General features: G+C 70.9%; 9 protein-coding genes and 1 pseudogene. 7 read left to right on the top strand and 3 right to left on the bottom strand.

The annotated features are described in order from the left end of the window. Positions 1–62: 62 nt before the first annotated feature. The 7 genes and pseudogenes from IG99_RS40125 (at position 63) to IG99_RS40100 (ending at position 7,609) form a co-directional block, all read left to right on the top strand. The gene (locus IG99_RS40125) at positions 63–1,493 is read left to right on the top strand and encodes a cation:dicarboxylate symporter family transporter (RefSeq protein WP_051866530.1); all 1,431 of its coding nucleotides are present in this window, start codon (positions 63–65) and stop codon (positions 1,491–1,493) included. Positions 1,494–1,952: 459 nt separating this feature from the next. Then, positions 1,953–2,045 (top strand): annotated as a pseudogene (locus IG99_RS46850) (Lrp/AsnC family transcriptional regulator); the annotation flags it as partial. Positions 2,046–2,074: 29 nt separating this feature from the next. Beyond that, entirely contained in the window at positions 2,075–2,503 is a 429-nt protein-coding gene (locus tag IG99_RS40120) for a MerR family transcriptional regulator (RefSeq protein ID WP_037683310.1), read from the top strand. Positions 2,504–2,517: 14 nt separating this feature from the next. Continuing rightward, positions 2,518–2,832, top strand: a complete 315-nt coding sequence (locus IG99_RS40115) for a thioredoxin family protein (RefSeq protein WP_037683360.1) — start codon at positions 2,518–2,520, stop codon at positions 2,830–2,832. A gap of 189 nt (positions 2,833–3,021) precedes the next feature. Beyond that, positions 3,022–5,253: a HelD family protein gene (locus IG99_RS40110; RefSeq protein WP_078948204.1), complete on the top strand. Its 2,232-nt coding sequence runs from the start codon at positions 3,022–3,024 to the stop codon at positions 5,251–5,253. An 81-nt stretch (positions 5,254–5,334) separates the two neighbouring features. Continuing rightward, a complete protein-coding gene (locus IG99_RS40105; protein WP_037683306.1) occupies positions 5,335–6,744 on the top strand; it encodes a cytochrome P450 family protein in 1,410 nt (469 codons plus the stop codon). A gap of 61 nt (positions 6,745–6,805) precedes the next feature. Next, positions 6,806–7,609 carry an MBL fold metallo-hydrolase gene (locus tag IG99_RS40100; RefSeq protein ID WP_037683305.1) on the top strand — a complete coding sequence of 268 codons (804 nt, stop codon included), beginning with the start codon at positions 6,806–6,808 and terminating at the stop codon, positions 7,607–7,609. Positions 7,610–7,626: 17 nt separating this feature from the next. Here IG99_RS40100 and glgB read toward each other — a convergent pair whose 3' ends face one another. The 3 genes from glgB to IG99_RS40080 all read right to left on the bottom strand — a co-directional run. Then, a complete protein-coding gene (gene glgB, locus IG99_RS40095) occupies positions 7,627–10,098 on the bottom strand; it encodes a 1,4-alpha-glucan branching enzyme (protein ID WP_078948203.1) in 2,472 nt (823 codons plus the stop codon). Positions 10,099–10,132: 34 nt separating this feature from the next. Then, the gene (locus IG99_RS40085) at positions 10,133–11,521 is read right to left on the bottom strand and encodes a maltokinase N-terminal cap-like domain-containing protein (protein WP_037683304.1); all 1,389 of its coding nucleotides are present in this window, start codon (positions 11,519–11,521) and stop codon (positions 10,133–10,135) included. Between the two features lie 87 nt (positions 11,522–11,608). Continuing rightward, positions 11,609–12,631 (bottom strand): alpha-glucosidase C-terminal domain-containing protein (locus IG99_RS40080; RefSeq protein ID WP_037683301.1); only part of this gene is annotated, 1,023 nt, incomplete at its 5' end.

Genomic DNA, 12,631 nt, shown 5'->3' with positions numbered 1-12,631 from the left:
CAGGGCCCGGAATAGTCTCCGCTAACCCCCACACCCATCCGGACGTGAGCCGCACGCCGGTGATGCCGACGAAGACGTCAAGGAGGGCAACCGTGGCCGCCGCCAGCAACTCCCCAACGGCACCTGCCGCACCCGCCGCCAAGCGGGACCGCACGCACTATCTCTACATCGCGGTGATCGTCGCGGTGGCCATCGGTATCGCGGTGGGTCTCATCGCGCCCGACTTCGCCGTCGAGCTGAAGCCCATCGGCACCGGTTTTGTGAACCTGATCAAGATGATGATCTCTCCGATCATCTTCTGCACCATCGTGCTCGGTATCGGTTCGGTACGGAAGGCCGCGAAGGTCGGCGCCGTGGGCGGTATCGCCCTGGGCTACTTCATGGTCATGTCGCTGGTGGCGCTGGGCATCGGTCTCGTCGTCGGCAACATCCTGGAGCCGGGCACCGGCCTCGCGATCACCGACGCGGTCAAGGAGACCGGTCAGGCGCAGGTGTCGGCGGAGGCCAAGGACACCACCGAGTTCCTGCTCGGCATCATCCCGACCACGATCGTGTCCGCCTTCACCAACGAGTCGGTCCTGCAGACCCTGCTGATCGCCCTGCTCGCCGGCTTCGCGCTCCAGGCGATGGGCTCGGCCGGTCAGCCGGTCCTGCGTGGCATCGAGCACATCCAGCGGCTCGTCTTCCGCATCCTGGGGATGGTCATGTGGGCCGCCCCGATCGGCGCCTTCGGTGCCATGGCCGCGGTCGTCGGCTCGGCCGGTGTGGACGCGCTGAAGAGCCTCGCCGTGCTGATGTTCGGCTTCTACGTCACCTGTTTCCTGTTCGTCTTCATCGTGCTCGGCGCGCTGCTGCGGGTCGTCGCGGGCCTGAACATCTTCACGCTCTTCAAGTACCTGGGCCGTGAGTTCCTGCTGATCCTGTCCACCTCCTCCTCCGAGTCGGCGCTGCCGCGCCTCATCGCGAAGATGGAGCACCTGGGCGTCAGCAAGCCGGTGGTCGGCATCACCGTCCCGACCGGCTACTCCTTCAACCTCGACGGCACCATGATCTACATGACCATGGCGTCCCTGTTCATCGCCGACGCCATGGGCACCCCGATGGCGATCGGCGAGCAGATCCCGCTGCTGCTCTTCCTGTTCGTCGCCTCCAAGGGCGCGGCCGGTGTCACCGGCGCCGGCATGGCGACGCTGGCCGGCGGTCTGCAGTCGCACAAGCCCGCCCTGGTGGACGGCATGGGCCTCATCGTCGGTATCGACCGCTTCATGAGCGAGGCCCGCGCCCTCACCAACTTCGCGGGCAACGCGGTCGCCACCGTCCTGATCGGCACCTGGACCAAGGAGATCGACAAGGACCGCGTCCAGCAGGTCCTCGCCGGTGAGGCGCCCTTCGACGAGAAGACCCTGCTCGACGACGGCGAGGGCGAGAGCGACGACGTCGCCGGGCTGCCCGAGCAGCGCGAGGGCGGCGAGAAGGAGCTGGCGAAGGCCTGACCCGCCCCCTCCGCCCACCCGCTCCGGGTGTCCGGCCCGGCCTGAACCCGGGCCGGGCACCCGGCACAGACGCCGGGCGGCCGAGTACTCCCCCGTAGCTCAGCCGCCCGGTTTCCTCGTTTCCGGACCTACTCGCTCAGCTCGGCCACCAGTGAGGTGGCCCGGGAGGCGGGCACGCCCGCCGTGGTCGGCATGGTGACCACGGCGGGCGTGCCCGCCTCTCATGTCAGGCGGCCCTTCCCGCGGTGCCGAGGGTCTCCGCCACCGCCCGCGGCAGCCACTGCCGGACATGGCCGAAGGTGAAGCCGAGCCGGGTGGCCCGGGAGTGTCCATGCCGCAGGAGCGGGTGAAGGCGAAGGGCGAGACCTCGCCCACCTCGACCTCGTGGAAGAGGGCCTTGACACGAAGTCGGCGATCTCCTCGACCTGGATGCAGGTCGTCGGCTGGTTGGCGACCGGGGAGGAGGTCCTCGAAGCGATCTCGGTGCTGGGCCGCACGACGACGTCGATCGTGCTCACCTCGCCGGTGGAGCGGAAACCGCTGTTGCCTTGACGTCGGCGTCAAGCCTTACGTTCGTACGTATGCGAATCGGCGAGCTGGCCGCGCGGGCCGGGACCACGACCCGGACGCTGCGCTACTACGAGTCACGTGGGCTGCTGCCCGCGCGCCGCGACGACCAGGGATACCGGTCGTACGACGAGCGCGACCTGCGGCTGCTGCAACAGATCCGGACGCTCCAGGACTTCGGGTTCGACCTGGAGGAGACGCGGCCCTTCGTGGAGTGTCTGCGGGCCGGGCATCCGGAGGGCGACTCCTGCCCGGCGTCCCTCGTGGTCTACCGGCGCAAGCTGGACGAGCTCGACGCGCTGATCGGCGATCTGCGGGCGGTGCGGGAGCAGGTGGCCGGGCAGCTCGCGCGGGCCGAGCGGGCACGTGACGCGCTGGGTGCCGAGTCGCTGGTTCCGGGGGGTCCGGAACCCAGGTGCGAACTGGGAGGGCAGGAACGGTGATCAAGGCAGCGGGTGTGGCCGAGGTGACGGACGCGGACTTCGAGGCGGAGGTGATGGGGGCGGAGCTCCCGGTGCTGGTGGAGTTCACCGCCGACTGGTGTCCGCCGTGCCGGCAGATGGGGCCGGTGCTCACCGCCCTCGCCCAGGAGGAGGGCGACCGGCTCAAGGTCGTACAACTGGACGTGGACACCAACCCGACGACGACGAACGCCTACCGGGTGCTGTCGATGCCGACGTTCATGGTGTTCCGTGGCGGGGAGCCGGTGAAGTCGATGGTGGGCGCGCGCCCCAAGCGCAGGCTCCTGGAGGAGCTGTCCGACGTGCTCTGACCGCACCGGAGCACGCGGCCCGACACGACGAAATCCCCCGAGCAATTGCGCTCGGGGGATTTCTTTGCGTATATTGAATGGTTCGCGACTTCAAGGAAAGCAAGTCGCAAAGAAGTTCAGTGAACACAGTATATCCGGGCGGGAGTGGAATTGTCAAACACGTCGAACTCCGAATTGCCAGACGGTGAAATCCGACGCGAACAGGAATTCATCGACGGCCTGTACGCGCGCGTGGACGCGCTGCGCGGTGACACCGAGGACTCCGTCACGGACGCCCTCGCCCAGGGCCACACCCCCAGGCAGGCCCGGCTGGAGCGGGACATCCTCGTCGCCGAGCGCTCGGGGCTGCTCGCCGCGCTGAACGCGGTGGAAGGATCGCTCTGCTTCGGCCGCATCGATCTCTCCTCCGGCACCGCCCACCACATCGGCCGCATCGGCCTGCGCACCGAGGACGCCGAGCGCACCCCGATCCTCATCGACTGGCGGGCCGACGTCGCCCGCCCGTTCTACCTGGCCACCGGCCACACCCCGATGGGTCTGCGCAGGCGCCGGCACCTCACCACCGAGGGCCGCCGGGTCACCGCCCTGCACGACGAGATCCTCGACCTCGGCGACAGCACCCGCACCGGCCACGAGGACCCGACCGGTGACGCCGTGCTGCTCGCCGCGCTGGACGCCGCCCGCACCGGCCGCATGCACGACATCGTGCAGACCATCCAGGCCGAACAGGACGAGATCATCCGTGCCCCCCACCGCGGGGTGCTGGTCGTCGAGGGCGGCCCCGGCACCGGCAAGACGGCGGTCGCCCTGCACCGCGCCGCCTATCTCCTGTACGAGCACCGCGAGCTGCTCGCCAAGCGCGCCGTCCTGATCGTCGGCCCCAACCCCGCCTTCCTCGGCTACATCGGCGAGGTGCTGCCCTCCCTCGGCGAGACGGGCGTCCTGCTCGCCTCCGTCGGCGAGCTGTTCCCCGGCGTGCGGGCGACGGCCACGGACACGCCCGAGGCGGCCGCCGTGAAGGGCCGTGCCCGGATGGCCGACGTACTCGCCGCCGTCGTACGGGACCGGCAGGCGCTGCCCGATCCGGTGATCGCGATCGAGCACGACCGCGAGATCCTGATGCTCGACGACGGTCTGGTGAGCGTCGCCCGCGAGCGCACTCGGGAGGTGAAGGCGCCGCACAACGCGGCCCGTGAGTACTTCGAGGGCCACATCCTCAACGCCCTCACCGATCTGTACGCCGAACGCGTCGGCACCGACCCCTACGACGGCTCCAGCCTGCTGGACCCGGCCGACATCACCCAGATCCGCGACGAACTCGCCGAGAACCCGGAGGTCTGGTCGGCGATCGACCAGCTGTGGCCGCGGCTGACCCCGCAGCGCCTGGTCGCCGACTTCCTCGCCGAACCCGGCGGGTACGTCGGCGACGAGGACGCGGCCGCGATCCGGCGCCCGGTGACCCGGGCCTGGACCGTGGCGGACGTACCGCTGCTCGACGAGGCGGCCGAACTGCTCGGGGAGGACGACCGCTCGGCGCGTGCGCGCGCCGAGCGCGAACGGGAGACCCAGATCGCCTACGCGCAGGGCGTCCTCGACGTGTCCTACGCCTCCCGGACCTACGAGTTCGACGACAAGGAGGACAGCGACCCGGACGCCTCCGAGGTGCTGTCCGCGCACGACATCATCGACGCCGAACGGTTCGCCGAACGCCAGGAGGAGGAGGATCACCGCAGCGCCGCCGAGCGCGCGGCGGCCGACCGCACCTGGGCGTTCGGGCACATCATCGTCGACGAGGCGCAGGAACTCTCGCCGATGGCGTGGCGGCTGCTCATGCGGCGCAGCCCGACCCGCTCGATGACCCTGGTCGGCGACCCCGCCCAGACCGCCGAGGCGGCCGGCGTCGGCGCGTGGGCGGACATCCTCCGGCCGTACGTCGAGGACCGCTGGGAGCACACCCGCCTCGGCGTCAACTACCGCACCCCCGCCGAGATCATGGAGGTCGCCGCGGCCGTCGTCCGCGCCGAGCACCCCGGCTTCGAACCGCCCAGCTCGGTGCGCTCCACCGGCGTACGGCCCTGGCTGCGCGCCACCGACGACCTGCCCGGCGCCGTCGCCAAGGCGGTCGGGGAGCTCACCCCCGCCGAGGGGCGGCTCGCGGTGATCGCCCCGCGCGACCTGCACCGCCGGCTGGCCGCACGGCTGGACGGGGTCACCGCGGACGCCGAACCCGACCTCACGCACTCGGTCGTCCTCCTCGACCCCCGTCAGGCCAAGGGTCTGGAGTTCGACTCCGTGCTCGTGGTCGAACCGGGGCGGTACGGCACGAGCGACCTGTACGTGGCACTGACCCGCGCCACCCAGCGGCTGGGCGTGCTGCACACGGGATCCGTACCGGAGGCGCTGGCCGACGCGTTCGCGTAAGGACCCGGAATCGTGTAGGAGCCGTAACAGTTCGTGACACGATCACTGCGTGTGCACGGCCGGTGCGGTAAGCGTTGCGGTATGGACGTCCACTCCCGCTCCGCCGGCCCACCGGCCGACAGCCCCACCCTCGCGTCACTGCCGGTCGAACCGCTGCTCACCGCGGAGTTCGACACCGATCCGGGCGCCGTGTACGCGCGGCTGCGGTACATCCACGGTCCGGTCGCGCCCGTCGGATTCCTGGGCGTGCCCGTCTGGCTGGTCCTCGGCTACCGCGAGGTCCTGGACGTGCTCAGGAACGAGAACCAGTGGCGGCGGGACATCCGCTACTGGCGGGCGCGGGCACAGGGCGAACTGCCCGTCGGCTGGCCGCTGCTCGCCGGGTACGAGGTACGGCAGACGATGTTCATGGACGAGGAGGAGCACCGGGCGGCGCGGCGCACGCACCACTCGGCGCTCAACCCGTTCCAGGACCCGGCGAGCCCCGAGGGCTGGGAACTGCGGAGGGCCGTCGAGAGCTACGCCGACGAACTCGTCGCCCTGCTCGCGGCGGAGTCGGGCACCACCGGCTTCGCCGACCTCGGCGCGCAGTACACCCGGCCGCTGCTGCTGATGGTCACCACCCGGCTGTTCGGCTGCCCGGTGGAGCTCGGCGACGAACTGGTCATGGACCTGTGGCGGATGCTGGACGGCGGCCCCGACGCCGGACCCGCCACGGCCCGCGCGCTCGCCGCGATGACCAGGCTCGCCGCGCACCGCAGGGCCCGCCCCGGCGACGACCTCACCTCGTACATGCTGCTCGCCGACCCGGACCTGAGCGACGAACAGCTCGGCCGGGAGCTGTTCATGAACGCGGTCTACCTCAACGACATCACCGGCAACATGGTGCTCAACACGCTCCTTGAGGTGCTGCGCGGCAACGCCACCGTGCGGCGCAGCCTGTCGGCCGGGCAGCTCGGCGAGACGGTGAACCGGGCGGCGCTCGCCAACCCGCCGGTCGCCAACATGTGCTTCCGCTTCGCCGCGCGGGACGTCCGGCTCGGTGACTTCTGGGTGCGGGCCGGGGACATCGTCTCGCCGTCCGCGGCGGCAGCGCACCAGGACCTGCTGGCGCTCGGCTCGTCGCACATGGTCGGTACCACCGCCAGCACCCGCGCCCACCTGGGCTGGGGCGCCGGGTCCCACCAGTGCCCCAAGGCCGCCCGCGAGCTGGGCACCCAGATCGTGACCACCGCCGTCGGCCGGATCTTCGACCACGTCACCAAGGTCGAACTGACCCTCCCGCACGACCAGTTGCCCTGGCGCTCCGGCCCGGTGGTCCGAGGCCTGCGCCTGCTCCCGGTGCGCTACGAACTCGCGGCACCCGCCTCGTCCACCCGCCGGCCGGAGCCGGTCCCCGCCACCCCCGGCCCACACGGCCACGACGGCCACGCCAGGGGACTGCTGGCGGCCCTGCGCCGACTGATGCACGGCGGCAAGGGGGAGAGCTGACGTTGCCCAGTCAGATCCTCGCCGCCCGACGCGCCAACATCGTCGGTGGCACTATCTGTGGATGTCCCCTTCCCTTCAGATCGGCCCGTACACCGTCATCGCGCTCGCCGACGGCGCGGGCCCGTTCTTCTCCCCCAGGTCGGAGGCGTTCCCCGACGCCGGCACCGAGCAGTGGGCGGCGGCCGACCGGTTCGATCCCGGCGCGCTCGACGCCGACGGGCGCTGGTGGCTCCAGTTCCGCGCGTTCGCGATCCGCGGCGACCAGGGCGTGACGCTGGTCGACGCGGGGATCGGCCCGGCCGACAGCCCGGCGGCCTCGTGGGCGCCCGTGCCCGGGGCGCTCCCGGCTTCCCTGGCCGCCGCGGGCATCGAGCCCTTCGAAGTGGACACCGTGGTGCTCACCCACCTCCATACCGACCACGTGGGCTGGGCCGTCGTCGGCGGCGAGCAGCCGCGGCCGTTCTTCCCGAATGCCGAATACCTCTTGCAGCAGGCCGAACTCGACGCGATCGAGGAGGTCAACCCGCAGCTGCGGTCCACTGTGATCGACCCGCTCCGCAAGACCGCTCAGCTACGGCTGCTCGACGGCGACACCACGCTGCGCGGCGGCGAGCGCGTGTTCACCACGCCCGGTCACACGCCCGGGCACCAGAGCGTGCTCGTCGCGTCCGGGCGCGATCTGGTCGCCGTCACCGGTGACCTGCTCGTGCACCCGATCCAGCTGCTCCATCCCGAACTCGCCTACGCCCACGAGATGGACCCTGGTCAGGCACGGGCCTCGAGGGAACAGGTGCTCCGCGGCCGGGTCGGCAGCACCCTCCACCTCGCGACACCGCACCTGACCGAGCCGTTCATCACCTGCTGACCCAGCCACGAGCGAGATCAGGCCGGCCGCAGCCAGACCGTCGCCAGCGGTGGCAGGGTCAGGCGGATGCTCGCGGGGCAGCCGTGCCAACCCGTCGCCTCCGGCTTGACCGCGTCCGGGTTGGTGATGTCGCCGCCGCCGTAGCGGGCCGCGTCGGTGTTGAGGACCTCCAGCCAGGCGGGGACGTCGTCAGGGACGCCCAGGCGGTAGTCGGGACGGACCATGGGGGAGAAGTTGCTGACCGCCAGCAGCGGGGTGCCGTCCGCGTCGTGGCGCAGGAAGGCGAGGACGTTGTCGTCGGCCGCGTCACCTACGATCCAGCCGAAGCCGGAGGGGTCGGTGTCGCGCTCCCACAGGGCGGGCGTGTGACGGTAGACCGAGTTGAGGTCGCGGACCAGGTCACGCACACCCCGGTGGTCGGCCTCCGCGCCGTACCCGGGATCCAGCAGCCACCAGTCGGGCCCGTGCGCCTCCGACCACTCGGCACCCTGCGCGAACTCCTGCCCCATGAACTTGCCGTGCACGACCTCGTCGTGGGAGATCGGCAGGACGTAGTTCTCGCTGTAGGCGTACACCATCGAGAAGGTCATCTCGTGGTGGTGGTACTTGCGGTGGATCGGCTCGTGGCTCATGTACTGGAGCGAGTCGTGCATCCAGCCCATGTTCCACTTCAGCCCGAACCCGAGACCGCCGAAGCCGCTCGGGCCCTGGTGGTGCGTGGCCCGGGTGACGAGGTACAGCATCGAGGCGACCGCGTCCACGCGCAGCCCGTCGATGTGGAACTCCTCGCACCAGTACACCGCGTTGGCGACCAGGAAGTTGCGCACCTCACGGCGGCCGAAGTCGAACTCCAGGGTGCCCCAGTCGGGGTGCGCGGCCCGCAACGGGTCCTCGTGCTCGTACAGCGGTCGCCCGTCGAACTCGGCGAGCGCCCAGTCGTCGCGCGGGAAGTGCGCGGGCACCCAGTCCATCAGGACGCCGATCCCGGCCCGGTGCAGCGCGTCCACCAGGTACTTGAAGTCGTCCGGCGTGCCCAGCCGGGCCGTCGGCGCGTAGAAACCGGTGACCTGGTAGCCCCACGATCCGCCGAAGGGGTGCTCGGCGACCGGCATCAGCTCGACGTGCGTGAAGCCCAGATCCTTGACGTACGCCGGCAGCTGCTCGGCGAGCTGCCGGTAGGTCAGTCCAGGCCGCCAGGAGGCGAGATGGACCTCGTACACCGAGAACGGGCCCTCGTGCGCGGGGCGGTCGGCACGGCGGGCGAGCCACTCCTCGTCGCCCCACTCGTGGTGCGAGGCGTGCACGATCGACGCCGTCTCCGGCGGGGCCTGGGTGCGGCGGGCCAGCGGGTCGGCCCGCAGCGTCTTCGAGCCGTCGGGCCGGGTGATCTCGAACTTGTACTGCTCGCCCTCGCCAATGCCCGGCACGAACAGCTCCCAGACACCGGAACCGCCCAGCGACCGCATCGGGAACCCGGTGCCGTCCCAGTAGTTGAAGGTGCCGGCCACCCGCACACCCCGGGCGTTCGGCGCCCACACGGTGAAACGGGTGCCGGTCACCCCCCGGTGCGTCATCGGCTCCGCGCCCAGCGCCCGCCACAACTCCTCGTGCCGGCCCTCGCCGATCAGGTACAGGTCGAGCTCGCCGAGGGCGGGCAGGAAGCCGTACGCGTCCTCGGTGTCCTGGACCGTCCCCTCGTAGCTGACGAGGAGCCGGTACGGCGGGACCTCGGTCAGCGGCAGCAGGTCCGAGAAGAAACCGTCCCCGTCGTCGTGCAGCTCGGCCCGCAGGTCACCGGCGACGACGGTGACGCCCAACGCGTACGGGCGGAACGCCCGGAACACCACACCGCCGTCGACCAGGTGCGCGCCGAGCACGGAGTGCGGGTCGTGGTGCGTGCCCTGCAGCAGCCGGTCGCGGTCGGCGCCGTCGAGAGCCGGCGAGAAGGCGACCGGCGGGGCGGAGACGAGCCCCTCCGGGGTCGCCTGCTGGGGGATGAACTTCTTCGCGGGTGCCTTTTTGTCCGGAGCCTCTTTGGCCGGAGCCTTCTTGGCGACGGCTTTCTTGGCTGTCGTCTTCTTCGCGACGGCTGCCTTCTTCGCGACGGCTGTCTTCTTCGCGACGGCTGCCTTCTTCGTGACGGCTGCCTTCTTCGTGACCGCCTTCTTGGCCGCTGTCTCCTTGGCCGCCGTCTCCTTGGCGGCCGTCTTCTTGGCTCCCGTGGCAGTCTTCGCGGCGGCCGTCTTCGCGACCGCCTTCTTCGCGGTCACCGCCTTCTTCGCGGTCACCGCCTTCTTCGCGGCGGCCGCCGTCTTCCCGGCCGTCGTGGCCTTCTTCGCCCCGCCCGTCGCTGCCTTCTTCGCCGCCGCCGTCTTCTTCGTGGCGGCGGCCTTCTTCTGTTTCGGTACGGCAGCCGCCGGCTGCTCGGTGCTCTTCTCCTCGGCCGTCTTCTTCGGGTGTGGACCGTTGGACGGGGGGCTGGGGGTCACGGACAGTGCCTCCTGGGCGAAGGGTGAGGTGAGGTCAGGACTGGTCGGGTGAGGCGAGGCGGCGTATCGCGGAGAGGGGGACCGCGAGCCAGTCGGGGCGGTGACGGGCCTCGTAGACCACCTCGTACACCGCCTTGTCGGTCTCGTAGGCCCGCAGCAGCACCGGGTCGGTGCGCGGGTCCACGCCGCTGACGTCGGCGTACCCGGAGCAGTACGCCGCCCGGCACGCCTCGGCCCAGCCGGGCGCCGGCGGGTCGGCGGAGTGGGCGGCGTAGTCGAAGGAGCGCAGCATGCCCGCGACGTCCCGCACCGCCGGCTGCGGCATCCGCCGCTCGGCCAGCGGCCGGGCCGGCTCCCCCTCGAAGTCGATCAGCGACCACTGACCGGAGGGCGCCCGCAGACACTGCCCGAGGTGCAGGTCGCCGTGGATGCGCTGGGCGGTCCAGGCCTGGCCCTCGGTGCCCAGGTCGGCCAGCGCCGCGAAGGCGGAGTGCAGCCCCGGCACGTAGGGGCGCAGCGCCGGTACCGCCTGCGCGGCCGCGTCGAGACGCTCCACCATGCCGTCGACCATGGGCTGGAGCTGGGCCTGCCCCAGGGTGACCGTGGGCAGCGCGCGGGCCAGGGCCGTGTGCACCTCGGCGGTGGCGCGCCCGAGCGCCCGGGCCTCTCCGACGAAGTCCTCGCCCTTGGCCAGCTCGCGCAGCGCCAGCTCCCAGCCGTCCGCGGCACCCTGCACGAACGGCTGCAGCACGCCGAGGACGTACGACTCCCCGGCGAGGTCCGCGTGCATCCACGCCGTGGGCGCGGGCACCCGGGGGCAGCCCTCGCGGGCCAGCGCCAGCGGCAGCTCCAGGTCGGGATTGACGCCGGGCACCACCCGGCGCAACAGCTTGAGGATGAACGTATCTCCGTATACGACCGACGAGTTGGACTGCTCGGAGGTCACCATGCGCGGCACCAGGCCGGACCGGATCTCCCGGTCCGGGTCCCGGTCGAAACGCAGTCCGCCGATCCGGGCCCGGGACCGCAGCGCCTCCAGGAGCACTTCGGCGGGCCGCAGGTCGTACAGGGCGTCGTACACGGTGCCTCCGGCGAGCGGTCCCTCAGCGACATGACCGATCAGCGCGGGCGCCAGCCGGGGCGGCAGCGCCTCGCGCACGCCTATGAGGAGCTGGTAGCAGTCACCGGGCTGGGCGGGGGCGCCCAGCGTGGGTGGCTGATGGGCGCGTACGAGCAGGTGGTACAGGCCGAGTCGGGAGCCGGTCGGCAGCAGCTCCGTGGCCGCCACCAGGGTGAACCCGGTGACCGGACGTCCCTTCCCCGCGAACCAGCGCTGGCGCGGCAGCCACTCCCGCAACAGCGGATCAAGTGACGCGAGCAGGCCTGGAGTCGTCGTGCTGGAACGTGTGACAGTGTCCGCCATGGCGTCACGTCCTTTCCCCGGGGGCGGTCGGGGTGCTACTGATGCGTGCCCCGGGTGGGACGGTGGAAACCGCCCCACCCGGCCGTTCTACGCGGCGTCCCTGCGCAGCCGCAGCCAGTAGAAGCCGTGGCCCGCCATGGTGAGCAGGTACGGCAGTTCGCCGATCGCGGGGAAGCGCACCCCGCCGAACAGCTCGACCGGATGGCGTCCGTTGAACCTGCTCAGGTCCAGTTCGGTGGGCTGGGCGAACCGGGAGAAGTTGTTCACGCACAGCACCAGGTCGTCCTCGTACTCGCGCAGGAAGGCGAGGACCGCCGGGTTGGACGACGGCAACTCGGTGTAGGAGCCGAGCCCGAAGGCGGGGTTCTGCTTGCGGATCTCGATCATGCGGCGGGTCCAGTGCAACAGCGACGAGGGCGAGGACATCGACGCCTCGACGTTGGTGACCTGGTACCCGTGGACGGGATCCATGATGGTCGGCAGATACAGCCGACCGGGGTCACAGGAGGAAAAACCCGCGTTGCGATCCGGTGTCCACTGCATCGGCGTACGCACCGCGTCGCGGTCGCCGAGCCAGATGTTGTCGCCCATGCCGATCTCGTCGCCGTAGTACAGGATCGGCGAGCCCGGGAGGGACAGCAGCAGGGCGGTGAACAGCTCGATCTGGTTGCGGTCGTTGTCGAGGAGCGGTGCCAGGCGCCGGCGGATGCCGATGTTGGCTCGCATGCGCGGGTCCTTGGCGTACTCCGCGTACATGTAGTCGCGTTCTTCGTCGGTGACCATCTCGAGCGTGAGCTCGTCGTGGTTGCGCAGGAAGATGCCCCACTGGCAGCTGGAGGGGATGGCCGGGGTCTTGGCGAGGATTTCCGAGACCGGGTAGCGCGACTCGCGGCGGACCGCCATGAAGATGCGGGGCATGACGGGGAAGTGGAAGGCCATGTGGCACTCGTCGCCGCCGGAGGAGTAGTCGCCGAAGTAGTCGACGACGTCCTCGGGCCACTGGTTGGCCTCCGCCAGCAGCACCGTGTCCGGGTACTGGGCGTCGATCTCCTTGCGCACCCGCTTGAGGAACTCATGGGTGGCGGGGAGGTTCTCGCAGTTGGTGCCCTC

It is taken from the genome of Streptomyces griseus subsp. griseus (assembly GCF_000720255.1).
In the GTDB taxonomy this organism is placed as follows: domain Bacteria; phylum Actinomycetota; class Actinomycetes; order Streptomycetales; family Streptomycetaceae; genus Streptomyces; species Streptomyces griseus_I.
Note: the sequence above shows the minus strand (reverse complement) of the source record. Positions and strands in the feature narration are given on the sequence as shown.